This is a genomic window from Xylanimonas protaetiae, from assembly GCF_004135385.1.
GTDB lineage: Bacteria > Actinomycetota > Actinomycetes > Actinomycetales > Cellulomonadaceae > Xylanimonas > Xylanimonas protaetiae.
Genome location: NZ_CP035493.1, coordinates 503,466 through 529,298, shown reverse-complemented (window position 1 = coordinate 529,298; position 25,833 = coordinate 503,466). Strand labels below are relative to the sequence as shown.

Annotated in this window: 18 protein-coding genes; 10 read left to right on the top strand and 8 right to left on the bottom strand. The window is 72.2% G+C overall.

Annotated elements, in window-relative coordinates:
* The first annotated feature begins 127 nt into the window (after positions 1–127).
* Positions 128–994, top strand: a complete 867-nt coding sequence (locus tag ET471_RS02290; RefSeq protein ID WP_129186417.1) for a glycosyltransferase family 2 protein — start codon at positions 128–130, stop codon at positions 992–994.
* A gap of 70 nt (positions 995–1,064) precedes the next feature.
* Here ET471_RS02290 and ET471_RS02285 read toward each other — a convergent pair whose 3' ends face one another.
* The gene (locus ET471_RS02285; protein WP_165350372.1) at positions 1,065–1,994 is read right to left on the bottom strand and encodes a glycosyltransferase family 2 protein; all 930 of its coding nucleotides are present in this window, start codon (positions 1,992–1,994) and stop codon (positions 1,065–1,067) included.
* A gap of 132 nt (positions 1,995–2,126) precedes the next feature.
* Between ET471_RS02285 and ET471_RS02280 the strand changes: the two genes are divergently transcribed.
* The gene (locus tag ET471_RS02280; RefSeq protein ID WP_165350371.1) at positions 2,127–3,098 is read left to right on the top strand and encodes a glycosyltransferase family 2 protein; all 972 of its coding nucleotides are present in this window, start codon (positions 2,127–2,129) and stop codon (positions 3,096–3,098) included.
* Here ET471_RS02280 and ET471_RS02275 read toward each other — a convergent pair.
* On the bottom strand, positions 3,086–4,261 hold the full coding sequence (locus ET471_RS02275; RefSeq protein ID WP_129186414.1) for a glycosyltransferase family 4 protein: 1,176 nt from the start codon (positions 4,259–4,261) through the stop codon (positions 3,086–3,088). The two genes, ET471_RS02280 and ET471_RS02275, sit on opposite strands and share 13 nt — an antisense overlap.
* A 182-nt stretch (positions 4,262–4,443) precedes the next feature.
* Here ET471_RS02275 and ET471_RS02270 point away from each other — a divergent pair, with 182 nt between their 5' ends.
* The 4 genes from ET471_RS02270 (at position 4,444) to ET471_RS02255 (ending at position 9,046) form a co-directional block, all read left to right on the top strand.
* Complete coding sequence (locus ET471_RS02270; RefSeq protein ID WP_129186413.1) at positions 4,444–5,724, top strand: ABC transporter ATP-binding protein; 1,281 nt, start codon at positions 4,444–4,446, stop codon at positions 5,722–5,724.
* Positions 5,724–6,593 (top strand): ABC transporter permease, encoded by an 870-nt coding sequence (locus ET471_RS02265; RefSeq protein WP_129186412.1) that lies wholly within the window; start codon positions 5,724–5,726, stop codon positions 6,591–6,593. The genes ET471_RS02270 and ET471_RS02265 overlap by 1 nt, the downstream gene beginning before the upstream one ends.
* A gap of 354 nt (positions 6,594–6,947) precedes the next feature.
* Entirely contained in the window at positions 6,948–8,012 is a 1,065-nt protein-coding gene (locus tag ET471_RS02260; RefSeq protein WP_129186411.1) for a glycosyltransferase WbsX family protein, read from the top strand.
* Positions 8,009–9,046, top strand: a complete 1,038-nt coding sequence (locus tag ET471_RS02255) for a glycosyltransferase family 4 protein (RefSeq protein ID WP_129186410.1) — start codon at positions 8,009–8,011, stop codon at positions 9,044–9,046. The genes ET471_RS02260 and ET471_RS02255 overlap by 4 nt, the downstream gene beginning before the upstream one ends.
* On the opposite strand, the gene ET471_RS02250 is transcribed toward ET471_RS02255, so the two are convergent.
* From ET471_RS02250 to ET471_RS17855, 5 genes are all read right to left on the bottom strand, one after another.
* The gene (locus ET471_RS02250; RefSeq protein WP_129186409.1) at positions 9,028–9,687 is read right to left on the bottom strand and encodes a phosphatase PAP2 family protein; all 660 of its coding nucleotides are present in this window, start codon (positions 9,685–9,687) and stop codon (positions 9,028–9,030) included. The genes ET471_RS02255 and ET471_RS02250 overlap by 19 nt on opposite strands.
* A 46-nt stretch (positions 9,688–9,733) precedes the next feature.
* A complete protein-coding gene (locus ET471_RS02245) occupies positions 9,734–10,714 on the bottom strand; it encodes a glycosyltransferase family 2 protein (RefSeq protein WP_129186408.1) in 981 nt (326 codons plus the stop codon).
* Complete coding sequence (locus ET471_RS02240; protein WP_129186407.1) at positions 10,707–11,555, bottom strand: hypothetical protein; 849 nt, start codon at positions 11,553–11,555, stop codon at positions 10,707–10,709. The genes ET471_RS02245 and ET471_RS02240 overlap by 8 nt, the downstream gene beginning before the upstream one ends.
* Positions 11,556–11,665: 110 nt before the next feature.
* Complete coding sequence (locus ET471_RS02235; RefSeq protein WP_129186406.1) at positions 11,666–13,357, bottom strand: hypothetical protein; 1,692 nt, start codon at positions 13,355–13,357, stop codon at positions 11,666–11,668.
* Complete coding sequence (locus ET471_RS17855) at positions 13,321–14,463, bottom strand: acyltransferase family protein (protein WP_280949929.1); 1,143 nt, start codon at positions 14,461–14,463, stop codon at positions 13,321–13,323. Before ET471_RS17855 ends, ET471_RS02235 begins: the two co-directional genes overlap by 37 nt.
* A 231-nt stretch (positions 14,464–14,694) precedes the next feature.
* Here ET471_RS17855 and ET471_RS02225 point away from each other — a divergent pair, with 231 nt between their 5' ends.
* From ET471_RS02225 to mfd, 3 genes are all read left to right on the top strand, one after another.
* Positions 14,695–15,291, top strand: a complete 597-nt coding sequence (locus ET471_RS02225) for an acyltransferase (RefSeq protein WP_165350369.1) — start codon at positions 14,695–14,697, stop codon at positions 15,289–15,291.
* 130 nt (positions 15,292–15,421) lie between these two features.
* A complete protein-coding gene (locus ET471_RS02220) occupies positions 15,422–16,018 on the top strand; it encodes a DUF4190 domain-containing protein (protein ID WP_129186404.1) in 597 nt (198 codons plus the stop codon).
* A gap of 108 nt (positions 16,019–16,126) precedes the next feature.
* Positions 16,127–19,711 (top strand): transcription-repair coupling factor, encoded by a 3,585-nt coding sequence (mfd, locus tag ET471_RS02215; protein WP_129186403.1) that lies wholly within the window; start codon positions 16,127–16,129, stop codon positions 19,709–19,711.
* Between the two features lie 252 nt (positions 19,712–19,963).
* Here the strand turns inward: mfd and lhgO are convergent, their stop codons facing one another.
* Complete coding sequence (gene lhgO / locus ET471_RS02210; protein ID WP_129186402.1) at positions 19,964–21,163, bottom strand: L-2-hydroxyglutarate oxidase; 1,200 nt, start codon at positions 21,161–21,163, stop codon at positions 19,964–19,966.
* A gap of 248 nt (positions 21,164–21,411) precedes the next feature.
* Between lhgO and ET471_RS02205 the strand changes: the two genes are divergently transcribed.
* Positions 21,412–25,758 carry an endo-1,4-beta-xylanase gene (locus ET471_RS02205; RefSeq protein WP_129186401.1) on the top strand — a complete coding sequence of 1,449 codons (4,347 nt, stop codon included), beginning with the start codon at positions 21,412–21,414 and terminating at the stop codon, positions 25,756–25,758.
* Positions 25,759–25,833: the final 75 nt, after the last annotated feature.

The window sequence follows — 25,833 nt, the reverse complement described above, 5'->3', positions numbered from 1 at the left end:
TCACCGACTCCGCCCGCGCTCGGGTGAACTCGGCTTCTGTGTGTCGGCGACCCGCGCATTGCAGAGCCTTCGTTGTATCGGCATCTGCGTAGGATTGGTGTGGGTTCATCGACCAGGGAGAGAGATCATGGCGGAGCTAGAGCATGCCGCGGTTCCTCGAGTCTCGATCGTCGTTCAGGCGACGGATGGTGACGCGGGCTTGCGCAGGGCGCTCGCGTCCCTGCTCGACCAGACGATGGAGACTTGGGAAGCCATCGTCGTCGACGGTAGCCGTGGCGACGACCTCGCATGGGTCGGCGAGGTCGACCCAAGAGTTCGGGTGCTCGGGGAGCGGTCATCCAATCTCTACGGAGACGTCAATCGAGCGATTGCCCAGTCGCGCGCACCATGGGTGGCGTTCCTCAGGTCCGCTGACACGTGGTCGGCGGAGAAGCTCGAGGTCCAGCTTGAACGAGCTTCTGGCAAGGATGTCTCCGTCGTCTGCTCGGCGTTCATCGACCCCGGCAGTCTCATTCACAGGTATGCGGCTCGTCTGACGTATGAGCGTCTGCTGGACGGGGATGACCTCTGCATCTCGACGGTGCTCGCTCGTACGGACGTGCTCGTCGGGCACGCAGGCTTCTCGCGGCGTGCGGCCTCGGCGGAGCCACTGGATCTCTGGCTGGGGTTGCTGTCGCGGGGCGTGGCATTCGACGTCGTCGATGAACCACTCGTCATGACCAGTGCGGCTGCGAACCCGCTCTACAGAGAGGAGTTCCGTGCCGCGCGCGCTGTGCTATCCCGCCACCGCCGGCACTCACGTGTCTTCGGTCTCGGTGAGGCTGCGGCAGCCGCCCGGCGAGGGATCAGGCGCAGGCGCGTGACGGCGAGGGCGCATGCACTCCAACTGGCGAAGGAGGACCTGCGTGGCAGACGGCTGACGGCGATGACACATGCTGCCTGGTACGGCGTGTGGCGACTCAGGGCGGCTCGCGGACACGGCCGTCTCGCATAGGGCGCCGTGCTGACCGGATGGCGTGTTGCCGTCCTCCTGCCCTTCTTTGAGCCTCTGACGAGCGGGTGCATCAGCGTCGCTGACGTGTGTCCGTTCGCCATCGCGGCAAGCGGTGGCGAACCCACTCGAACGGTGCGGTCGGAGCAGCCCGCACGCTCCAGAGCAGCTCGCCGAGAGCAGCGAGAACGTGCCCACTCTTGGCGAGTCGCCGCGCCGCGCGGGCTGACGACCATGCCGTGAAGCGCGCGTTCGCCCGCAGGCTGATGTCATGGTCGGCGACGATGTCCAAGCGGCCCTTCTCAAGGGCGTTCCAACGGTGCAGCCGGATGACATGGTCGATGCTGCGGACGAGCTCACGGTGGCGGCTGGTGTTGTTCCCGCTGTGCGTCCGGTAGTCGACGAGCGTGTCGGGGACGAAGACGAAGTCGCCTTCAAGTGCGGCCTTCAGGACGAGATCGAGATCCTGTGCGCGCCTGAACGCCGGGTGGAAACCTCCGACGCGAACGAAGGCCGACCGTCTGATCATGATGTTGGGCAGGATGATGCCGGTCCTCCGCTGCAGAACCTCGTGCGCATCGGCCACCTGGAACTGGTCGGCCGCGACGAGTTCGCTGCCATGGGCGTCGATGCTCCGCATCCCACAGTACGAGAGGACGGCATCGGGGTTGGACAGGAGGGCGTCGACCTGACGTCGGATCCGGTCAGGATGCCAGCGGTCGTCGTCGTCGAGGAACACAAGCAGGTCGCCGGACGTCAATGCGACACCCGCGTTGCGGGCGACTGAGACGCCGGTATTGCGCTGGCGTACGAGTCGGACACGCGGTTCCCTAGCGACGATCGCGGCGATCGTCTCGGGGTCGCTCGCCCCGTCGTCGACGACGACGATCTCGATCCGCCCGTAGGTCTGGCCGACCGCCGAGTGCAGCGCCTCGGCCAGGAACGGGCCGCCTCGGTCGGTGGCGACGACGACAGAAACGAGCGGTTCGTCAGTGTCAGACACGTGTGCTCCGGGTGAATCGGCAGGTGAACTCGATGTCGGACATAGCCCGGTCGCCTCTGAGCGGGCATCCTTCAGTTGGCCATGATGTCCCAGTGGGCATCGACGACGAGAGCATTGCGAGGGGATTCACCCGTGTCCGAGGGCGATTCACCCGTGAGGTGGAGCGACGCCAGGGGGCCTCGCGCGACCCCCGTAGTGACGGTTGGCGTTCCCGTCTACAACGGCGAGCGGTATCTCGCGCAGGCTCTCGAAGCGTTGCGCGACCAAGACCTGAGGGATGTCGAGGTTCTCATTGGCGACAATGCTTCGACGGATGGTTCTGCCCAGATCGCTGAGTCGTTCGTGGCCTCCGACCCGAGGTTCCGGTTCCTGCGCAGCGATGTCAACCGCGGACTCCCGTGGAACTACAACCGTCTCCTCGCCCAGGCGCGTGCTCCGCTCTTCATGTGGAACGCCTCAGACGATGTCGTACGCCCCGGTCATCTTGCCGCTTGTCGTGACGCGCTCCTTGCCCATCCAGACGCGACGGTTGCCTTCTCCCGGGTGCAGTTGATCGACGCACGGGGTGAGACGGTGGGCGAGATGGACGACTGGGGTCTGGACTTCTTGACGTTGGCGCCAGCACGCCGCCTTGACCTCTTCCTCGCGAGGAGGGTGTGGCAGGCTATCGGGTTCGGCGGTGTGATCCGGACGGCGGAGCTGCGCGATATGGGTGGACTTGGCATGTTCTACGGCCAGGACATCGCGCTCGGCACGAAGATGGCGTTGCGGGCGCCCTGGGTCGAGGTTCCTCAACAGTCGTACATGTCGCGTCGCCACGACGCACAGATGAACAAGCTCCAGGGCGGTGACCCGGTGCAGCAGGTAAGGGTCTTCAATCCTGCACACTCTCGGCCGGTGGCGTTTCCGCAGTGGTACCTCAACTACCGCATCTTCGCCGAGGTCGCGGCCGCACCGATACCTCTCGCGGAGCGCGCACGCGCCATGCGGGCGGTCATCACCCGATGGACCGCCCCGAACTGGCGCTTCTTCCCCTTCGATGTGAAGCGAAACGCCATCCGTCTGGTTCGCGGCCGGTATGTCGGGGCCTATCACTCATCCTGAGCCAGTGCGGGCGGTGCGACGTCGATACCGAGTCGCCCGAGCTCGCGGTCGAGGGTGCTTCGCGCCCAGGCCCAGTCGTGTGCAACGGCATGAACCCGCGCGGCTGACCGCTGCCGTGCCAGAAGCCCTCGGTCCGTGGCAAGTGCGTCAAGCGCCTGTGCGAGCGCGTCCGCATCCCCAGGTGAGACGAGGATGCCTGCGTCGGCGACGATGTCGGGGATTCCGCCAGAGCGTGCCGCGACCATCGCGGCGCCGGACGCCATGCCCTCGAGCACTGTGAGGGGGCACGGGTCGGGCCAGCGCGAGGGGACCACGGCGACATCCGCGGAGCGAAGGATCTCGGCGACGTCGGCGCGTGCCTTGAAGGGAAGCCAGGTGACCCTGTCCCCGAGCGGCGCGGCTGCGCGGCGAAGCTCTCGCTCGTACTCGGACAGAGGTGCGTCGGGCGCGAAGTTGACGGTCCCGACGAGCGTGACGTGGATGTCCGGGCGATTGAGCCGCACGAGGGCGTCGATCAGGACGTCCGGAGCCTTCTCCCGGAGCATCCTGCCCACGAAGACGACCTCGACGGTCTCGTCTGCGACTCGTTCATCGGGCCTGAAGAGCGTCGCGTCCACGCCGTTGCCGACCACGGTGACTCGATCCCTGAGGCGAACGGGAAGCCGGCTCGCTGTTCGCTCGGCGATGTACCGGCTCACGCAGACGATGGCACCGGCCGGGTCGAGGACTCTTGCGGCCTCTCGCGTCGAGTAGGTCCGAAGCAGCTCGTTGTGGACGTACAGCACAGGTGCGTGACGCGCGGTGTCAACCAGGGGAACGAGCTGGGGCATGTTGTGACCTATGACCACCGACGCCGGCCAGGTCTCCTGACCGGTCAAGGTGGCGGCGAGCACGCGCCGAGCGCCCCGCCGGGACAGGCCCAGCCGCGCTGCTGCCGCGTCGGTGTGGCGGTCCAGGCGGCGTAGGCGCACCTGGTCGTACTCCAGCACGTCTGCGGACGGGTATCGGTCCTCGTACGTCCCGCGCGCCACCGCGACTCGGGTACGCGGAGCCCCGAGCGGGGTAGCGCTTGCCAGGCCGTGGACGACAGTGGGCACCGCGCTGCCAGTCGACGGCGAGAAGTGGTCGCCCGGCGTGATCACGTGGACGGCGGGAACTGCCATGGCAGGCAGCGTAGGCGGCCGCAGACGACTGATCCGGGTGAATCAGGCTCGCGGCCGGCTGAATTCGGCTTGCCCTGCGGTTGCGATCCCTCGTCTCCGGCGCCGCTCGAGCCGGGGTGAGCCATCGGGTGAAGTCTCCTGCGCGTACCTGAACGGCGGGGCATGTTCCCCATAATGACTGCGTGACCAACACCCTGAACCCGCAGGCGTCGACCGTGGGCGCGCCGGGCCGAGTGCCCGGGCGCGAGGCCGCGATCCGCGTGAGCGGCCTGGGCAAGTCGTACCGGGTCGGTCACAAGGGCTACCGCCCCAGCACCATCACCGAGGCGGTGATCGAGCGGGCGAAGCACCCGTTCCGGCGTGCCGAGTACGAGGAGTTCCTGGCGCTCGACGACGTCTCGTTCGAGGTGCCGTGGGGGGAGGCGGTGGGGATCGTCGGGCGCAACGGCGCCGGCAAGTCCACGCTGCTCAAGCTCCTGACCCGGGTCACGGCGCCGAGCAAGGGGCGCGTCGAGCTGCACGGTCGCATCGGCAGCCTCCTCGAGGTCGGGACGGGCTTCCACGGCGAGCTGACGGGCCGCGAGAACATCTTCCTGTCCGGCTCCCTGCTCGGGATGCGCCGCAAGGAGATCCGGCGGCAGTTCGACAGCATCGTCGACTTCTCCGGTGTCGAGAAGTTCCTCGACACGCCCGTGAAGCGGTACTCCTCGGGCATGTACGTCCGCCTGGCGTTCGCTGTGGCGGCGCACCTAGAGACCGAGATCCTCGCGATCGACGAGGTGCTCGCGGTCGGCGACGCCGAGTTCCAGGCCAAGTCGCTCGCCAAGATGCGTGACGTGGCCAAGGACGGGCGCACGGTGCTGTACGTCAGCCACCAGATGCAGACCGTCACGGCGCTGTGCACGTCGGCGATCTATCTCGAGCACGGGCGCATCGGCTACTACGGGACGGTCGAGGGCGCGCTGGAACGCTACCGCAAGAGCTTCGCCTCGTTCGCCGCGCGCAACGCCGACCCCGCCCGGCGCCCCGGGAACGGCGAGCTGCGCGCCACCGAGGTCCGGGTCTCGGAGGACGCGTTCGAGCCTGCAGCCGACAAGGTGATCGAGATCCGGGTCGGCGACAATCCTGAGCTCCTCGGGCAGTACTTCGTCTCGTGCCACGTCAACGACGAGAACGGCGTCGTCGTCGCGCAGTGCGACTCCCGGAACGTCGGCGTCTGGCTCGACCCCGCGGCGCCGCAGGAGATCGACCTCACGATCCGCAGCCTGTGGCTCAAGCCCGGCAAGTACACGGTCGACGTTTTCGTGTGCAAGACGGGAATCCTCGACGCGTGGGAGGGCGCCGCGCAGTTCGAGGTGCTGCCCACCTCGCCGTACCCCGAGCTCGCGGGCGAGGAAGCACTGACGCGAGGCCTCGTCTTCGCAGACTTCAGCTACGACAGCCGGACCGAGAGGCGTCCTTGATGGTGGACATCGACACTCCGCGGGCCCAGGCCGTCCCCGCGAACAGACCCGTCCCGGCGATCGTGATCGTGCCGCCAGGCCGTCTTGCGCTGCCTCGCTGGCGCGAGCTCTGGGAGGCGCGGGAGGTCGCCTACAGGTTCGCGCAGCGTGACATCGTCCTGCGCTACCGTCAGACGGTCGTCGGCGTCGCGTGGGTGATCCTGCAGCCGCTCGCCGGTGCGGGCATCATCTCGATCGTCTTCGGCTCGGTGGCTCAGCTCGACAGCGGCGGCGTGCCGTACTTCATCTTCTCCTACATGGGCATGCTCGGCTGGAACCTGTTCGCCAACGTGCTGGGCAGGGTCGCTCCTTCGATGGTCGCCAACGGAGGGCTGATCTCGAAGGTCTTCTTCCCCCGGATGGTCGTCCCGATGGCGACGGTGGCCTCGGTGCTGCTCGACTTCGTCGTGGCGCTCGCGCTCGGCGTCGTGCTGCTGTTCGTCTACGGCATCAACCCGGGATGGCCCGTGCTGCTCGTCCCGGTCTGGGTCGCGGCCACGGTGCTGCTGGCCGGTGGTGTCGGGATCGCGTGCGCGGCGCTGCAGGTCAAGTACCGGGACGTCCAGTACGTCCTGCCCTGGCTCACCCAGATCCTCATGTGGGCCTCCCCGGTGGCCTTCGCGATCACCGCGGTGCCCGCCCACCTGCGGGGGCTGTTCGAGGCCAACCCGCTGACGTGGATGCTCGGCGCGTTCCGGTGGTCGTTGCTCGGCACGGCGCAGCCCCCGTGGTGGCAGCTCGCCGGGCTCGGCGTCGCCGCGTTGGTGGTGTTCCTCGCCGGCACCGTGTTCTTCCAGTCCTGGGAGCGCCAGTTCGCCGACGTCATCTGACGCCGCGCGGACGCGCCCGTGGGCGACCACGGAGACGGTCCACACGGGTGAACTGGACGGTTCACCCAGGTGCTGCCCCGAGGGGGCAGCACCCCGCGGGTAGCCTGCACGTGTGCCGACCGCCTCCGATCTGGGCTCCGTCGAGAGCGCGTGACCACGGGAAGGGGACGACGTGAGACTGGGCGTCTCTGTGCTCGCTGGCGACGCCAGCCGTTCCGCCGAGAACCTGAGGTCGTACTACCCGCGGGCGGGGTGCACCGTTGCGTCCTCCGACCGCGGGTCGACGCCGGGAGGTCTGCCGGGCATGGTGCGGGACCAGGCCGTGCAGGATCGGCGCCGGGTCGGGTGGCCCGCATGACGTTCTCGGCGCGAGCCGTCGCCTTCTACCTGCCGCAGTTCCACCCGATCCCGGAGAACGACGAGTGGTGGGGCGCGGGGTTCACGGAGTGGACCAACACCGCGCGTGCCCGGCGTCTCTACCCGGGGCACCAGCAACCCACGCTGCCGGGCGAGCTGGGCTTCTACGACCTGCGCCTGCCCGAGTCTCGTGCGGCACAGGCGGAGCTGGCGCAAGAGTATGGCGTCGAGGCGTTCGCTTACTGGCACTACTGGTTCGGCCACGGCCGGCGGATCCTGGAGCGGCCGTTCGCCGAGGTCCTGGCGAGCGGCGCGCCGGGGATCTCGTTCTGCCTGGCCTGGGCGAACCAGACCTGGAGCGGCATCTGGCACGGCGATGCCGACCGGGTGCTGATGCGCCAGTCCTATCCCGGCGCCGACGACTACGTCGCCCACTTCGAGGCAGTGCTCCCGGCGTTCCGTGACGACCGGTATCTACGCGTCGGCGGGCGGCCGGTCTTCTACGTCTTCCGGCCGGAGGAGCTTCCGGACGCGGCGATGTTCGTCGATCTGTGGCAGGACCTCGCGCGCAAGGCCGGTCTGGAGGGCCTCTACCTGGTCGCCGAGATGAGCGACCTGCGCGGCGCCGGGGTGCGCTATGACGCGGTGAAGGAGGACGGCTTCGACGCCGGCGTCTACATGCGGATGCCCGCCGGGACGTCACGGACCGACATGTTCCGCATGCGCGCCTTCCGCAAGATCGCCGGGGGCCCGGAGATCCACCCGTACAGCGTCGACTGGACGGCCCAGAACCGGGTCGGCGACCTGGTCCAGCCGTGCGTCTACCCGAACTGGGACAACACCCCGCGCTCCGGCCGGGGTGGCGTCGTCCTGCACGGCGCGACGCCGGAGAGGTTCGCTACCAACGTGCGCCAGGCCGTCGCCTCGGTCGCGCACCGTCCCATGGACGAGCGGCTGCTGTGGGTCAAGTCCTGGAACGAGTGGGCCGAGGGCAACCACCTCGAACCCGACCTGCGTTATGGCCGGGCGTGGCTCGAGGCGCTGCGGGACGGCCTGCGGTGAGCGCGCCCCTTCGGATCGCGATGATCTCGTACTACCTGCCGAGCACCAGCAAGATGGGCATCGGCTACCAGGTCCACGAGCTCGCCACGGAGCTCACGCGGCGAGGCCACGACGTGACCGTGTTCAGCGACTGTCCGGCCGTGGACGGTGCCGCGTACCAGCACCACCACGTACGGATGACGGGATCGCTCCGCACCTTCCGCTTCGCCCTGGCCCTGCGCCGCCTCGACCTGTCCGGGTATGACGTCATCCACGCGCACGGCGACGACTACTGGATGTGGCGCCGCCGCGTCCCGTCGCACGTCCGGACGCTGCACGGATCGTGCTTCGAGGAGGCGCGCACGATCCGGGGTGTCAAGGAGAAGGCCCGCATGGTGGCGCTCGGCCTGTCGGAGGTGCTGGCGAGCGTCGTGGCGGACCGGACCGTCGCCGTCTCTCCGGACACGCTCCGCTGGTACCCCTGGGTCCGGGAGGTCGTCCCCAACGGCGTCGACGTCGGGCGCTTCCACCCCTCGGCAGCGGCACGCTCCGCCCACCCGGTCGTGCTCTTCGTCGGGACCTGGTCGGGGCGCAAGCGCGGCGAGGTCCTCGCCCGGCAGTTCCAGGAGACGGTGCTGCCCCAGCACCCCGACGCCGAGCTCTGGATGGTCTCGCGCGACGCGCCGGCCGACGCCGGGCCGGGCGTCCGCGTGCTCGGTGCGGTCTCCCACGCCGAGCTCACGGCGGCGTTCCAGAAGGCGTGGGTGTTCTGCCTGCCGAGCGACTACGAGGGTTTCGGCATCCCGTACGTCGAGGCGATGGCGAGCGGGGTGCCCGTCGTCGCGACGCCCAACCCCGGGGCCCGCTACGTGTCCGACGGCGGCCGGGCGGCCGTGCTGGCGCCGCTCGAGGATATCGGGGCCGCGCTCGCGCAGCTGCTCGGCGACGTCGCGCGGCGCGACGAGCTCGCCGCCGCCGGCCTCGCGCGGGCCGAGACGTTCTCGCTGCGACGTGTGGTGGATCGGTACGAGGAGCTCTACCGCCGCGCGCGCTGACGACGGCGACCGCGCGGGGCCACGGCCGCGAGACATCCGCACGTCACGACGCCGACGAGCAGCACCGACGCGACGACGTCGCTCGGTCGGTGCGCGAACCCGTGGACCGAGGACACGCACGCGGACGCGATCAGGACGCAACCCAGCGCGGACGCCTCGACCCACCGTCGGCGCTCCCAGAGGACGACGGCCGCGACGGTGAGCGCGGCCGCAACCGTCACGTGGTCCGACGGCAGCGTGTTGTGGGCGTACCCGGGTACGCCCAGCGCAGGGCGCCGGAGCCAGTGTTGGAGCGCGATGGAGGCGGCCGTGGAGGCGCCCACCACGACCGTCGCCACGGCGACCCGCCGTATGCCGCGACGGCGGACGGCTCGGGCGGCAAGCACGATGTTCACGCTGCCGAGCCCGACAGGGATGACCTTCCGCAGGTGCGGGGGCCAGAGACCGCGCTGGGCCCGCCCGAGCAGGTGTTCGTCGAGGCGCTGACCCGGCACCGTGTGCACGGCGCCGAGCAGGAGCGCGACGAAGAGCACGGCGATCACCGCCGCGGCCGTCCACCAGACGAGGCGGGGGACGCTGCCGGGGTTCGGCACTCCCGGGGGTGTGGCGGCGGCCGGCCGGCGGCCTTCGGCGTACGTCATGGGACCTGCGGCCTACGGCGTCCCCGCCGCGGAGGAGCCGGCGCTCTCACCCGGTCACCTCGGCAGGCCGGGCGGGCGGTGCCGTCGTCCACCGCGCGGCGGCGCGCTCGACCCAGCGCGGGGCGCGGCCGTACCGCCGGACCGCGTGCGCCGAGACCGCCATCGCCAGCAGCAGCGCCCGCCGCAGCCCCTCCGCACGACCCGCTCGCCACGCCTGGCCGACGCCGGGCACCACCCTGTGCCGTACCAGCCGCGCCGTGCGCACCAGGCCGTTGCCCGTCAGCCGCGAGAACAGCAGCGCGTTGCGCGCGTAGTAGAACGTACCGAGGTAGGAGTACGCCCCGACGAACGACGCCGACACCGCGTGCCGCACCACTGCTGCGGGCGCCACCTCGAGCCGCACCCCGGCCCGCCGGGCACGCAGGCTCCACTCCGAGTCCTCGAAGTTCAGGAAGAACCGTTCGTCGAACCCACCCACGGCACGCCACGTCGCGGCGCTCGCGGTGATGCAGCAGCCGGCCAGCAGGTCGGTCGCGTACGGCAGGGTCGGGTCGGGCCCGCGCAGCCGGGCGACGCCATCGTCGTCCAGGTGCCGGGGGAGCCCGTCGAACGGGTCGACGTCGCCGCCGCCGAACCACACCCGCTCGGCGTCCTCGTAGTGCACGAGCGGGCTCACGGCCACCGCCCCCGCCCGTGCCCTGCCGGCCAGCACGTCCATCGCGCCCGGGTCTACGACGGTGTCGTTGTTGAGGACGGTCACGACGTCGGCCCCGTGCTCCAGCGCCCGGGCTACGCCCCGGTTCATACCGCCTGCGAACCCCAGGTTCGTCCCGTTCTGCAGGGTGTCTACGGCTGGCCAGCGCTCGGCCACCGCCTCCAGCACGCCGTCGTCGGACCCGTTGTCGACCACCAGCACCCCGTGCTCGGGCGACCCGTCGACGAGGGAGGCGACGCAGTCGAGCGTGTCGTGCCGCCCCTGGTAGCTGAGCACGACGACGACGCTGCGGGGGCCTGTGAGGTCAGCCATCGGCGGTTGGGGCGAGGCGCGGCCACAGGCCGCGCGCGAAGGGGTGCACGTCGCGCAGCAGCCGCCACGTGACTGGCGACGGCCACCAGACCGTCCAGTAGTAGCGGCCGTACGCCGCGTCCTTGGCGTGCCCCCAGGACCGCATCTTGGTGCGGATCTCCGCGGGGCTACGGGCCCACGAGTTGTGCACGATCGCCTGCTCCGGGCGCAGCGCCGCCATCCGGTGCTCGCCCTCCTCCGCGGGCCGGACCACCTGGAGCGACCGGTCGTCGCCCTCGACCAGCAGGCGCAGGTACGGCTCAGCGACCCGCCGCGCCTCGGCGAGCGTCGTCCCGGCCCGGACGGCGACCGTGCCCGGGTACTCGTAGCGCGGGCGGCCGTCGGCGGCGACCACCTCCAGGACCGTCCGGCGGGTCCGACGGAACAGGACTCGCATCGGCAGCTCGACGGCGTTCAGGCCCAGGCTCTCGGCACGGTCGACGGCCGTGTCCAGAACCTGCGGGTCGGGCAGCAGCTCGTCGTTGTCGAGCTGCAGCACCCAGTCGACGCCGTCGCCCAGCGCGGCGATCGCGGCCTGCCGTTGCGCGGTGTCGGCCGAGAGCGGGTCAGCTGGTGCGGTCCACTGGCCCTCGAGCACCTGGAGGATGCCGCGGGTGTCGACGCGGCGGGCGATCGCGAGGCACTCGGCCGCCGGGATCGGCGCGCCCGTCCAGCCGCGCCCGTCGACCGGGACGGGCATCACCAGGCGGTCGAGCAGCGGGTAGTAGCGGCTCAGCGTGCGCTCCAGCCACGTCGGGTCGCCCGGCAGCACGTAGGCGCCGTATCGGCGTCGAGTCCTCACCCCGTCAGTATCACCGCGCGGCCGAAGCGGAGGACAGGACGAAATCGGGCGCGCAGACGGTCACCACGGGTGAAACCAGGTGTCGGCGTGCCGTTGGCGTGGGCCGCGTGTCAGCGCGTACGGGGCGCGAGCAGCGTGAACCCGTTGACGGTCGCGACGGCCTCGTACCGCTCATGCACGGCCGCCACGGTGCCGGGTGCCAGGTCGGCCGCGGTCAGGTCGGTGCCCGGGAACGTCGCGGTGGTCAGCACCACCAGTGCGATGCGACCCGAGCGCACGTCGGCGGCCAGCTCGGCGTCGACCTGGGGCGTCGTGTACACGGGGTCCAGGTAGTCGTAGCGCGTGGGGTTCGGCCGGCCCGTGAGCGGGTACAGCAGCGGCGACGTCGGCAGCACCAGGATCGGCGCCCCGGGCGCCGCGTGGGCGTCGACGGCGGCCAGCAGGGCGCCGACGTCCGCGGGGCTCGAGGCCGGGGGCGCGGCATCCTGGAACGGCAGCCCGCCCACCGACGCCACGACCTGCGGCACGGGGCCGCCTACCTGGTGGGACAGCGACCGGACCTGGCTCCACGCCGGGTAGAGCACGAGCCACCCGGCGGCGAGCAGGGCCACCGCCCGGCCGGGCCACCGCGTGCGGCTGCGGCCCCCGACCTCGGCTCCGCTGCCGGCATCGGTCTCGCCACCGGCCCCAGCGTCGGCGTCGAGCCCGCGGCGGCGCCCGAGCGCCCACAGCGCGAGCGCGAGCCCCGCGGTGATCGCGGGCGCCGACGCCGACGCGAGCTTGGCCTCGTCCACCGAGGCCAGCATCACGCGCAGCTGCAGCGCTGCGTAGACGGTGAGCACCACCGTCGTCAAGGGCAGCGGCACGTGCGCCCGGCGGCCGATGCCCGCGCGCCGCAGGTGCACGACGGCGGTCACGACGCTGCCCGCAGCGACGAGCAGGATCGCGGGGAACGGCAGCACCCAGAACGCCAGCACGTACAGCGCGCGCGGCGGGCTGGCCGCGAGGGCCGACTCGACCAGGCCTGAGACGTACGCCGTCGCCGAGCGCTCGGTGTACCCGGTGTTGGGGAAGACGAACGTCCAGTACAGCCACGCGCCGAGCGCTCCACGCACCAGCATCCAGACGACGAACGGCGCGATGGCGGCGGCCACACCGCCGGCGTAGGCGCAGAACGCGCGCCAGTCCAGGCGCCGGGCGGCCGGGAACGCGAGCGACGCCGCCCAGACGAGGGCGATGGCGAGGCAGATCCATGCGCCGGCGTCCTGGATCCACAGCAGCCCGACGCCGCCGGCCGCGCCTGCGCCGACCGCCCAGCGCCGACGCCCTGTGGCCTCGAAGCGGGTCAGCAGCAGCACCGAGACGAGCGCGGGCAGGGTGCGGACGGTGGCCGCGCCGAGCATGGCGAGTGCCAGCGGCACGAGCAGGGCGGCGACCCGTCGCCCGCTGAGCCGCGCGGCGATCGCGTAGGCGACCACGCAGACCGCGACCGACTCGAGCAGCGCCTGTCCGAAGTCGGCGGTGGTGACGGAGCCCGTGACTCGGTGCGCGAGCCCGGGCACCAGGTAGGTGAGCGGCCCGTAGAAGGCGAAGAAGTCGGTGTACGGCGTCTCGCCCGCGAGGATCCGCTCGCCGCCCGCGATGGCCGTACCGGTCTCGAACAGGTTGAGCGCCCGGCCGAGCACGGTGTGCGCCAGCCACAGGAGCGCAGGGATCGCCACCGCGACGGCCACCGGCCAGCGGGACGCCGCCCGTGCGTGCGTCGTCAGCTCGCGTGTGCCGCGTGTCGTTGTCGTGACCACCGTCGGCCCCTCTCCATGATCGGCCGTTCCAGGAACCGGTAGCTCGCCTCCGTCAGCGCCAGGCTCAGCGCGAGCGCGAGCACGCCGTTCGCCGACCGGGACAGCGGGACGTGCTCGGAGCTGAACGCGTAGTAGAGCGGCACGTGGTACAGGTACAGCCCGTACGAGCGTGTGCCGAGCCATCGCAGCGGCGCGACCGAGAGCAGCCGGTTGAGCGGCGTCGGGCCTCCTTGCGCCGCGTGGAGCACCAGGCTGCCTGCGAGCGTGATGCCTGCGACCGCCGTGGCCTGGGCGGCCGCTGCCGGCCAGCCCTGCCGCTGTGCCACGACGAGCACCGTCACGAGCGTGAGCCCGGTCAGGGCGAGCGGCACGCTGCTCGCCCGGCGGACGACGGCAGGCGCGCCGCGCGTGACGAGCACGGCCGCGAGGCATCCCGTCGCGAGGGCGGTCAGGTGCCCCGTCGGCAGGAAGTAGTTCTGGCCCACACCGAACCATCGGGCCCCCGCCTCCGCGAGGACCACCCCGACGATCCACAGCCCGGCGGTGAACCCGATCAGCGGCACCCGGCGGCGGAACGCGAGCAGCAGCACGGCCGGCCACACCAGGTAGAACTGCTCTTCCACCGACAACGACCACGTGTGCCCGTACGGCTCGCTCATCGGCAGGTAGCCCGCGCGCGCGAAGTCGGCGACATAGAACAGCACGGACCCCGAGCTGGCCAGTGCGCCCCCGGTCGTCCCGATGACCCACGCCACGACCGGTGCCACCACGAGCAGGAAGACGCCGAGCGCCGGCAGCAGCCGCGCGGCCCGGCGCCCGTAGAACGCGACGAGGTCGACGGCGCCGTGCCGCTCTCGCTCGCCCAGGATCATCCGGGTGATCAAGAAGGCGGACAGCACGAAGAAGACGTCGACGCCGATCGCGCCGCCGGGCGCGACCTCGATGACGAAGTGGAAGCCGAGGACGGCAAGGATCGCCAGGCCGCGCACGCCGTCGAGTGCCGCGACGTGGCTGTCGCGGGGCCTCGACGCGGCGGGATGCGCAGCCGGTGCCGCGGCGTCGGGGACGACGCTCCCGACGCCGGCCGCGCGTGTCGGCTTGCTCAGGGTGGCTCCTTCGGCTGGGACGGCGATCCCCGCCGGCCCGCGCTGGTCGTGACGTGCTCGTGAGTCGAGGATCCGGTGCGCTCGGCCGGGAGTCGAGGATGAAACCGCGCGGGTGACGGGGCCTCGCCGGGTGAATCTGCCTGCGCCCCGGTGCCGTCGGTGCGCCTGCGCGTATCGTCGCGGCCAGGGCGTAGACGACGCAGCAGCGGAGACGACACACAGGAGGCACGCGTGGCCAGAACGGTGCGCGACGCGCTCAAGGGCCTCGCACCTCAGCCGCTGGTCCGGCTGGTGCGGTGGCGCCGGGAGGTGTGGGAGGACCTGCGCCTGCGGCTGCTCACCGACCTGGGGCACGTCCCGTCGCACCGTGTGCGCAACTTCTTCTACCGGCGCGCGGGCCTGCGCCTGCCGCGCACGTCGAGCATCCACTGGCGGGCGGAGTTCTACGCCCCCGAACGGATCGTCGTCGGGCAGAACACCGTCATCGGCGACTCGGTGTTCCTCGACGGGCGGTCCGGGCTGACCATCGGCGACAGCGTGAACCTCGGCAGCCACGTCACCGTCTACACGCGCCAGCACGCGGTGGACTCGCCCGACTTCGCGGAGGTGGGTGCACCCGTGGTGATCGGCCGGCACGCCTGGGTGGCCAGCCACGCCATCGTGCTGCCGGGCGTCACCGTCGGGGAGGGCGCGGTGGTCGCCGCGGGAGCCGTCGTCACCAAGGACGTGCCGCCGTACGCGATGGTCGCGGGCAACCCCGCCCGGTTCGTGCGCGAGCGCAGCCGCGACCTGCGCTACGAGCTGCGATACGCCAAGCGCTTCGTCTGAGGTCGGCGGGCGCGGGCGGTGCTCGCACGACCCAGGGCGAGGCGTCGCCGGCCGCCCGTCGCGGTCGCCCCTACCTCGAGACGGCGACCTCGGCTACGGTCGGTCCCGTCCCGGCGACGGAGGAGGTCACGTGCCACGGCACACCACGATCGAGCAGGTCCCGCTCACCCAGGAGCTGCCCGCGGTCCCGCGGCACGCGGCACCAGGGGTGCACGTCCCGACTCCCGAGCGCACGGACGGCCCGTCGGTCGCGTCGTTCGTGACGGCCCTGGTCGGCCTGGTGGTCCCGCTGCTGAGCGTCGTCGCGATCCTCCTGGGCGGCATCGGCGTGGGGCGGGCCCGCCGCCGGGGCACGCGCGGGCGCGGGCTCGCGAAGGCGGGCATCACGCTCGGCGTCCTGGAGGTCGCGGCGACGCTGGTGGTCGCCGTCGTCCTGTCGTGGGCGTGGAGCCAGTACGGCGACGACCTGCGCGACGGCCTGCACGACGTCTCCCGCGTGTCCGCGCAGTACGCCGGCCTCTCGGAGCAGGTCGACCGGCTCGCCGACGGCGACCTCGGCGCCGCCTGGGACCTGGTGCGCGACCTCGGCCCGAGCGGCGTCGCGCAGCTCGCCTCCGACGCCGGGGAGCTGCGCGACCTGGCGACCACCTGCCAGGACGGCGACACCGCCGCGTGCACGACGCTGCTCGACCGGCTCCCCGAGGGTCTCGCCGCGACGGCAGGCTGAGCCGCCCGGCCCGCTGTCACAGGCCCCGGCGTACGCTGGTCGCCGAAGCCCGAACCCCCGTCCGCGGGGATCTCGGGCCGTTGTCGCGCGCCCACCACCGGAGTGACCATGAACCTCACCGGCATCGTCCCCGCCCTCCTCGCCGACCCCGGCGCCGCCGCCGCCCTCGAGGACGTGCGCGCGCGGGGGTTCGTCGACGTCGTCGGGCCGCAGGGCGTGCGCGCCCCGCTGCTGGTGGAGGCCGCGAAGCAGCGCCCGGTCGTCGTCGTCACGGCGACGGGCAGGCAGGCGGACGAGCTCGCCGCGTCGGTGCGGGCCTACCTGCCCGACGAGCAGGCCGACGAGGTCGCCGTGCTGCCCGCGTGGGAGACCCTGCCGCACGAGCGGCTCTCGCCGCGTGCGGACACGGTCGCGCGCCGCATCGCGGTGTTCCGCCGCCTCGCGCACCCGGCCGCCGACGGCCTCGCCGGGCCTGTCCGCGTCCTCGTCATGCCCACGCGCGCGCTGCTCCAGCCCGTGGTCGCGGGGCTCGGCGAGCTCGAGCCCGTCACCTTGCACGACGGCGACGTCGCGGACCTCACCGACGTCGCCGAGCGGCTCGTCGCGGCCGCCTACTCGCGCGTCGACATGGTGGAGCGCCGCGGCGAGTTCGCGGTGCGCGGCGGCATCCTCGACGTCTTCCCGCCCACGGAGGACCACCCGCTGCGCGTCGAGTTCTGGGGCGACGAGGTCAGCGAGATCCGCTGGTTCTCGATCGCCGACCAGCGGTCGCTCGAGATCGCGCAGCAGGGCCTCTGGGCTCCGCCGTGCCGCGAGATCCTGCTGACGGCGCCGGTGCGCGCCCGGGCCGCCGCGCTCGTCGAGCAGATGCCGGGCGCCGTCGAGATGCTCGACAAGCTCTCCGCGGGCGTCGCCGTCGAGGGCATGGAGTCGCTCGCGCCGGCGCTCGTGGACGCGATGGTCCCGGTGCTCGACCTCGTGCCCGACGACGCGCTGCTCGTCGTCGACGAGCCGGAGCGCGTGCGCCGCCGTGCGCACGACCTCGTGGCGACCACCGAGGAGTTCCTCGCCGCGGCCTGGACCGGCGCGGTCGCCGGGGGAGCGGCCCCGATCGACCTGTCCGCGGCGTCGTTCGCGAGCTTCGCCGACACGCGCGAGGTCGCCGCCCGCCGCGGCCTGGGCTGGTGGACGCTGTCGGCGTTCGGCCTCGACCCGGAGGCCGACGACGGTGCGCCGGCCGGCGACGACGTCACCACCCACACGATCCGCGCCCGCGACGTCGAGTCGTACCGCGGCGAGCTGGAGCGCGCCCTCGACGACGTGCGCCGGCTCCAGCGCGACCAGTGGCGGCTCGTGCTCACCACCGAGGGCCACGGCCCGGCCAAGCGCATGGTCGAGCAGCTCATGGCGGCCGACTGCCCGGCCCGCCTCGACGCCGTCCTCGACGACGTGCCGGACGCCGGCGTCGTCCACGTGGTGCCGTCGCTCGTCGGCAAAGGCTTCGTCGCCCCGGACCTCAGGCTCGCCGTCTTCGCCGAGTCGGACCTCACGGGCCGTACCGGCACGGGCACGCGCGACATGCGCAAGCTGCCCTCGCGGCGCCGCAACGTCGTCGACCCCCTGCAGCTGCGCGCGGGCGACTACGTGGTGCACGAGCAGCACGGCGTCGGCAAGTTCGTCGAGATGGTGCAGCGCACGCTCGGCGCGGGCGCCAACGCGGCAACGCGCGAGTACCTGGTGCTGGAGTACGCGTCGTCGAAGCGTGGTCAGCCCGGGGACCGGCTGTTCGTGCCGATGGACCAGCTCGACCAGGTCACCAAGTACGTCGGCGGCGAGTCGCCGAGCCTGTCCAAGATGGGCGGCGCCGACTGGAAGAACACCAAGGCCAAGGCCCGCAAGCACGTCCGCGAGATCGCGGGCGAGCTCATCCGCCTGTACAGCGCCCGCATGGCCACCGAGGGCTACGCCTTCGGCCCGGACACCCCGTGGCAGCGCGAGCTCGAGGACGCCTTCGCCTACGTCGAGACGCCCGACCAGCTCTCCACCATCGACGAGGTCAAGGCCGACATGGAGAAGTCGACGCCGATGGACCGCCTGATCTGCGGCGACGTCGGCTACGGCAAGACGGAGATCGCCATCCGCGCCGCGTTCAAGGCCGTGCAGGACGGCAAGCAGGTGGCCGTGCTCGTCCCGACGACGCTGCTCGTCCAGCAGCACTTCGAGACGTTCTCCGAGCGCTACCAGGGCTTCCCGGTCAAGGTCGCCGCGCTGTCCCGCTTCCAGAACGCGCGCGAGTCCGAGGAGACCATCAAGGGCCTCAAGGACGGTTCGGTCGACGTCGTCATCGGCACGCACCGCCTCATCACGGGCTCCGTGCAGTTCAAGGACCTCGGCCTGGTCATCATCGACGAGGAGCAGCGCTTCGGCGTCGAGCACAAGGAGACCCTCAAGCAGCTGCGCACCAACGTGGACGTGCTCGCCATGTCCGCGACCCCGATCCCGCGCACGCTCGAGATGGCCGTGACCGGCATCCGCGAGATGTCCACGCTCCAGACGCCGCCCGAGGAGCGCCACCCCGTGCTCACGTACGTGGGCGCCTACGAGGAGCGGCAGATCTCGGCCGCGATCCGCCGCGAGCTGCTGCGCGAGGGGCAGGTCTTCTACGTCCACAACCGCGTCGAGTCGATCGACCGGACGGCCCAGCGGCTGAACGAGCTGGTCCCCGAGGCCCGCGTCGGCGTCGCGCACGGCAAGATGAGCGAGACCCAGCTCGACCAGGTCATCCGCGGGTTCTGGGAGAAGGAGCTCGACGTCCTGGTGTGCACCACCATCGTCGAGACCGGGCTGGACATCTCCAACGCCAACACGCTCGTGCTCGAGCGCGCCGACGTGCTCGGGCTGTCCCAGCTCCACCAGCTGCGCGGCCGCGTGGGCCGCGGCCGCGAGCGCGCCTACGCGTACTTCCTGTACCCGCCCGAGAAGCCGCTCACCGAGCAGGCGCACGACCGCCTCGCCACGATGGCGGCGCACACCGACCTCGGCGCGGGCATGCAGATCGCCATGAAGGACCTGGAGATCCGCGGCGCGGGCAACCTGCTGGGCGGCGAGCAGTCCGGCCACATCCAGGGCGTCGGGTTCGACCTGTACGTGCGCATGGTGGGCGAGGCCGTGCAGGCGTTCCGCGGCGACGCGCCCGAGGAGGCCCCCGAAGTCACCATCGAGCTGCCCGTCGACGCGCACCTGCCCGAGTCGTACATCGCCACCGAGCGGCTGCGCCTGGAGGCGTACAAGAAGATCGCGGCCGCGACGGACGCGGCGATGCTCGCCGAGGTGCGCGCGGAGCTCACCGACCGCTACGGCGCCCTGCCCGAGGTCGCCTCCGCGTTGTTCGACGTCGCGGACTTCCGCAACCACGCGCGCCGGGCGGGGCTCTCGGACGTCACCGCGCAGGGCAAGCACGTGCGGTTCGCGCCGGTGGACCTGCCGGAGTCGGCGCAGCTGCGCCTCAAGCGGCTCTACCCGGGCGTCATCCTCAAGCCGGCGATCCGCGCGTTCCTCGTGCCGTTCCCGACGACGGCGCGCATCGGCGGCCGCCCGCTGCGCGGCGCGGAGGTGCTGACATGGGCGCGGCAGCTCGTCGACGCGGTCGTGCTGGGCGACGTCGCGGCCGCCGCGGCGGTGGGCACGCGCTGACGCCGGCGGATCCGGTACCAGACCGTCGTCGCGGCGTCTCGCGAAGGCGGCGTGGTTCGTCGCGTTCAAGCGCGCGCAAAGCGTCCGGGTCGCCGTGGGTAGTTGGTGCTGGCGGAACCCCCGGCAGCCCGCCTGCCGGAGGGTCGCCCGCATCGGCAGGAACGGGCATCCGCGATCGGAACGTGGCTTCGGGATCGGAACGTGCGTTGCGATGCACGTCCCGATCCCGAACCCACGTTCCGATCGGCACGCTCAGGCGCGTGCCAGCGCCGCGTCCACCTGCCGCTCCAGGTGTCTCGCGATCTCCAGCGACGCCGTCGCGGCGGGGGACGGGGCGTTGACCACGTGCACCTGACGGGGTCCCGTCACCACGAGGAAGTCGTCGACGAGCCGGCCGTCGCGTCCGAGCGCCTGGGCGCGCACGCCCGCCGGCGCGGGCACCAGGTCGGCGGCCGTGATCTCCGGGACGAGCCGCGCGAGGGACCGTGCGAAGACGCGCCGCGACGCCGAGCGCACCACCTCGCGGGCGCCCGTGCCGACGTTGCCCTGCGCGAGCCGCCACAGCCCAGGCCAGGTCAGCGCGTCGAGCACGTCGGCGGGCACGACGTCGCGCCACCGGTAGCCCTCCCGCGCCAGCGCGAGGACGGCGTTGGGCCCGGCGTGCGTGCCGCCGTGCACCATGCGCGTCAGGTGCACGCCGAGGAACGGGAACCGCGGGTCGGGCACCGGGTAGACGAGCCCGCGCACCAGCCCGGCCGCGCCGGGCGCGAGCTCGAAGTACTCGCCGCGGAACGGCACGATGCGCGCCTGCGGGTCGACGCCGGACGCGCGGGCGAACCGGTCCGCGTAGAGGCCCGCGCAGGCGACCAGGGCGTCGGCGCGCAGCGGCTCGCCGTCCTCGACCGTCAGCTCGACGCCGTCGGGCAGGTCGCGCGCGGCCCGCGCCCGCACGCCGAACCGCACCTCGCCGCCGGACTCGCGCACCTGCCGCGCGAGCACGTCGCACACCCCGCGGTAGTCGACGATGCCGGTGGCGGGCACGAACAGGGCCGCGGCGCAGGCGACGTGCGGCTCGATCTCGCGCGCCTGCTCCGGGGCGAGCAGCCGCAGCCCGTCGATGCCGTTGGCGGTGCCGCGCTCGTGCAGCGCGCGCAGGCGCAGCACCTCCTCCTCGGACGTGGCGACGACGAGCTTGCCGCACACGTCCACGGCGACACCGTGCTCGCGCGCGAACGCGACCATCGACCGCGATCCGGCCACGCCGAGCTGCGCCTTGAGCGAGCCGGGGGAGTAGTAGAGCCCCGAGTGGACCACCCCGGAGTTGCGTCCCGTCTGGTGGGCGGCGACGCCGTCCTCCTTGTCCACGACGACGACGTCGTCGCCGCGGGCGGCGAGCCGTGCCGCCGTCGCGAGCCCCACGATCCCGGCACCGACCACCACAACCTTGCTCACGTCCGTGACGGTAGCGAACGCCGGGGCCGCGGGAGGTGCCCGTACCGGGTGAGATCCGGGCGAACCGCCACCGACGAGCGCTGCCGCGCCTGAGCAGCGCGAACAGGCTCGCGCACACCAGCCGGACGACGGCTTCTGAAACGTTGTCGAAAAGGTTATCCACCCCTAGTCTCCGATGCGTGGGCGCACGGCCGCGCTCGTGTGCGGGCCGCCCGACGGGCGGTCCGCGAGTCGCAAGGGAGCGATGGATGGGGAACTTCCGGACGCGAGGCAGGCGCGGTCGCGCACTCCTCGCGGGACTGACGGCGACAGCGGTCGCCCTGACCGGCGCGGTCGCGGCGCTGGTCGCCACCGGCGCGCCGGCGGCCGCCGCCGACACGGTGGTGCTGAACAGCGACTTCGAGGGCAGCAGCGCTGCCCCGTGGGCGGGGCGCGGCGCGACGGTGTCGCTCGACGCCGACGCCCACACGGGCGCGCAGGCGCTCAAGGTCTCGGGCCGCACGGCGGCGTGGAACGGCGCGCAGCTGCCCGTCACCACGCTCTTCACCGCGGGTGACTACCACGTCACCGGCTGGGTCAAGCTCGTCGCGGGCCAGCCCGCCGCGAAGCTCAACTTCGGCGCGCACCAGGCGGGCGCCGCCAACGAGTACCCGTGGGTGGGCAGCCGCGTCGACGTCACCGACAGCGCGTGGGTCAAGCTCGACGGCACCTACTCCGTGCTGCCGGCGACGCCCGCCGACATCCTCTACGTCGAGTCCGACTCCGCCACCGCCGAGTTCCTGCTCGACGACGTCACGATCACCACGCCGTCCGACGACGTCGTCGTCGCGGGCGCGACGTTCGACGACCAGACGCTGGGCACGGGCCTGCAGCAGTCCGGCGGCGGCGCGGGCACGCTCACGTACGCCGCGCAGGACGCCGGCTACGCGCTCCAGGTCAACGACCGCGCGAACGACTTCACCGGCATCCAGACGGCGCCGGGACTGCTCGCGACGGGCACGACGTACTCGATCTCGGCCAAGGTGCGGCTCGCCGCGGGCGCCCCCGCCACGCAGATCCGCTGGGTCGCCTTCAGCAACGACGGCAGCGACCACTACACCTGGGTGGGCAACACGGACGTCACCGACGCCGCGTGGACCACGATCTCGGGGCAGTGGACGGTGCCCCCGGGCTCCGACCCGGCAAAGTCGAAGGTCTACATCGGCGCCGGAGGGTCGGGCACCTACACCTACCTCGTGGACGACGTCGAGATCACGACGCCCCGCGTCACGGGCGACGGCCCGGAGCCGGGCACCGTCGTCGTCGACACCGGCTTCGACGACCAGACCACGCAGGGCTGGGCCCCGCGCCAGCCGAACGACACGGCGCCGACGCTGTCGGTCGTCGCGGGCGGCGCGGACGGCACCGCCTACGCGGCGCAGGTCTCCGACCGCGACTCGGACGGCGACGGCCTGCAGTACGACGTCGCGGCCGCCGGGGTCGGCGGGGCGACGCTCGAGTTCGAGGCGTGGGTGCGGTTCGCCGAGGGGCAGCCCACGGGGCAGATCACCCTGTCGGCGCGCACCGTCCGCGGCGGCGTCGAGACGTTCTCGAACCTCGCCGCGATCACGACGGCCCGCAACGACGGCTGGGTCAAGGTGGGCGCCCAGTTCACGATGCCGGCCTACGACAGCGCCGCCCAGCTCTACTTCGAGACGAAGTACAACAGCGGCAACGTGTCCACGTTCCTCGTCGACGGGGTGCGCGTGTGGGTGCCGGAACCCCCGGTGGTCGACACGTCGCTGACCCCGCTCAAGGACTCCGTGGCCATCCCGGGCATGGGCGTCGCCATCGACTCGCGCGAGACGACGGGCAACGCGTCCGAGCTGGTGCTGCACCACTTCGACCAGATCACGGCCGAGAACTCGATGAAGGTCGAGTCCTGGTACGACGCGAACCACGTCTTCCGCCGCAACCCGGACGCGACGACGCTGCTGAACTACGCCCAGGCCAACCACCTGCGCGTGTACGGGCACGTGCTCGTGTGGCACAGCCAGACGCCGGCGTGGTTCTTCCAGCGTGACGACGGCACGCCGCTGACGTCGTCGGACGCCGACAAGGAGTTCCTGCGCCAGCGCCTGCACGACCACATCTTCAACATCGCCGCGTCGATCGCCGGCGACTACGGGCCGTTCGGCTCGGCCACCAACCCGATGGTCGGCTGGGACGTGGCCAACGAGGTCATCTCCGACAACGCGACGGACGACGGAATGCGCCGCAGCCCGTGGTACCAGGTGCTCGGCGAGGAGTACGTGTCGCTGGCCTTCCGGTACGCGGACGAGGCGTTCAACCAGCAGTACGCCGCCGCGGGGTCCGACCGCCCGGTCTCGCTGTTCATCAACGAGTACAACACCGAGACCGACGGCGCGAAGCTCGAGCGCTACCACGCCCTCGTGCAGCGGCTGCTGGCCGCGGGCGTCCCGGTCGACGGCGTGGGCCACCAGTTCCACTCGTCCCTGACGACGCCGGCCTCCGGCATGGACGCGGCCCTGACCCGGTTCGAGGACCTGCCCGTCACGCAGGCGGTCACGGAACTCGACGCGACCGTCGGGACGCCCGTGACCGAGGGCAACCTCATCAAGCAGGGCCACTGGTACCGCGACGCGTTCGACGTCTTCCGCAAGCACGCGGACGACCTGTTCTCGGTGACGCTGTGGGGCCTGACCGACGCCCGGTCGTGGCGCTCGGCGCAGGCGCCGCTGCTGTTCGACGGCGGCCTGCAGGCCAAGTACGCCTACTTCGGCGCCGTGGGCGACGACGCGGGTGTGCCGCCGCTGCTCACCGCGGCCAACGTGTTCGGCGGCGACGTGCCGCTCGACGCCTCCGCGGCGGACTCCGTCGACTGGCGCAACCAGCCAGCGCAGGAGCTCACCGGCGGCGCCGGGTCGTTCGTCCCGCGCTGGACGGCCGACCACCTCACGCTGCTCGTCACCGTGGCGTCGGACGCCTCCGACGCCGTCGAGGTCTCCTACGCGGGCCAGACGTACGGGATCACGAAGGCGGGCGCCACCTCCGGCGGGGCGTCGGGCGTCGTGCTCGACGACGCCGCGGCGGGCTGGCGGGCCGTCCTGCACGTCCCGCACAGCGGCGTCGCCCAGGGCGGCACCGCCCAGCTCGACGTGCGCGCGCTGGCCGGCTCCGGCGTCGTCGGCGCCTGGAACAGCCCCGGCTCGACGGGCACGCTGACGTTCCTCGAGGACCTCTCGACCGTGGACGTGGCCGAGGCCGCGGGCGACGCGCCCGTGGTCGACGGCGTCGTCGACGACGCGTGGGCCGCGGCGAACGTGGTGCACACGGGCACGAAGGTCGAGGGCGCCGCGGACGGCGCGCAGGCCGACGTGCGCACCCTGTGGAAGGGCGACGACACCCTCTACGTGCTGTACGAGGTGACCGACCCGGTCATCGACGTCTCGTCCAGCGACCCGTGGAACCGGGACTCCGTGGAGCTCTTCCTCGACCTCGGCAACGCCAAGGCCGGCGGCTACGGGCCGAACGACTCCCAGATGCGCATCTCGGTGGACAACCAGACGTCGTTCGGCACCGGTGACGCGACCGCTCAGGGCGCGCGCCTCACGTCGGCGACGGCACGCACCGCCACCGGCTACGTCGTCGAGCTCGCCGTCACGCTCACCGGCCAGTCCGGCGGGCAGGACGACGTGCCGTTCGGCGGCGCGGACACCTTCCAGGGCGTCGACTTCCAGGTCAACGACGGCCGCGCCGGAAGCCGCTACGCCGTCCACACCTGGGCCGAGCCCACGGGCACCGGCTACCAGACCACCGCCCGCTGGGGCGTGGGCCACCTGGTGGCGGCTCCTCCCGTCGTCGTGACCCCACCGCTCCCGGCGGACCAGCTCACGAAGACGAACCGCGGCAAGGTCACGGCCGACGACATCGTGCGGGCCGGCTCGCCGCTCGCGCTCAGCACCGGGGCCAAGAGCACCGACGTGGACGTGTGGCTGTACTCCGACCCGGTGCTGCTGGGCTCGGTGACGACGGGCAAGAACGGCAAGGTCACCGTCCCCGTCGGGGCCGACGTGGCGCCCGGCGCGCACAAGGTCGCGGTCTTCCGCACCGACGGCACGCTGGTGGGCTGGGACGACGTCACGGTCGTCGGCGGGACGGCGTCCGCGGTGCAGGTCGCGGCGCCGGAGATCTCGGGCAAGGCCGAGGTCGGCTCCACGCTCTCGGCGTCGAAGGGCACGTGGGCCTCGCCCGACACGCTGGCCTACCGCTACCAGTGGCAGCGGGACGGTCAGGACGTCGCCAAGGCGACCGGCTCGACCTACGCGGTGACCAAGGCCGACGTCGGGCACGCGCTCACGGTGACCGTGACGGTGACCGCGAAGGGCCACGACCCGGCGTCGGCGACGTCGGCGCCCGTCACGGCGAAGGCCAAGCCCGGCAAGCCCGCCCACCCGGGCCACGGCACGCCGGGCACGCCGTCCCACGGGGGCCACGGCACGCCGTCCCACGCGGACCACGGCCACGCGTCGTCGGGCCACCACGGCACGTTCCAGGGCATCTGGCACACGGTGTCGTGCTGGCTGCGCCGCTGAGCGACACCTCGCGAGGCTGACCGCCTCGCAACCACCCACGTGCGGCCCCCGGGACCTCGTCCCGGGGGCCGCACG

Excerpts from the sequence above, each read along its gene's own strand:
- mfd (WP_129186403.1), top strand. The coding sequence starts at position 16,127 with ATGAACCTCACCGGCATCGTCCCCGCCCTCCTCGCCGACCCCGGCGCC.
- ET471_RS02260 (WP_129186411.1), top strand. The coding sequence starts at position 6,948 with ATGACGTTCTCGGCGCGAGCCGTCGCCTTCTACCTGCCGCAGTTCCAC.
- ET471_RS02205 (WP_129186401.1), top strand. The coding sequence starts at position 21,412 with ATGGGGAACTTCCGGACGCGAGGCAGGCGCGGTCGCGCACTCCTCGCG.
- ET471_RS02290 (WP_129186417.1), top strand. The coding sequence starts at position 128 with ATGGCGGAGCTAGAGCATGCCGCGGTTCCTCGAGTCTCGATCGTCGTT.
- ET471_RS02275 (WP_129186414.1), bottom strand. The coding sequence starts at position 4,261 with ATGGCAGTTCCCGCCGTCCACGTGATCACGCCGGGCGACCACTTCTCG.
- ET471_RS02245 (WP_129186408.1), bottom strand. The coding sequence starts at position 10,714 with ATGGCTGACCTCACAGGCCCCCGCAGCGTCGTCGTCGTGCTCAGCTAC.
- ET471_RS02250 (WP_129186409.1), bottom strand. The coding sequence starts at position 9,687 with ATGACGTACGCCGAAGGCCGCCGGCCGGCCGCCGCCACACCCCCGGGA.
- ET471_RS02265 (WP_129186412.1), top strand. The coding sequence starts at position 5,724 with ATGGTGGACATCGACACTCCGCGGGCCCAGGCCGTCCCCGCGAACAGA.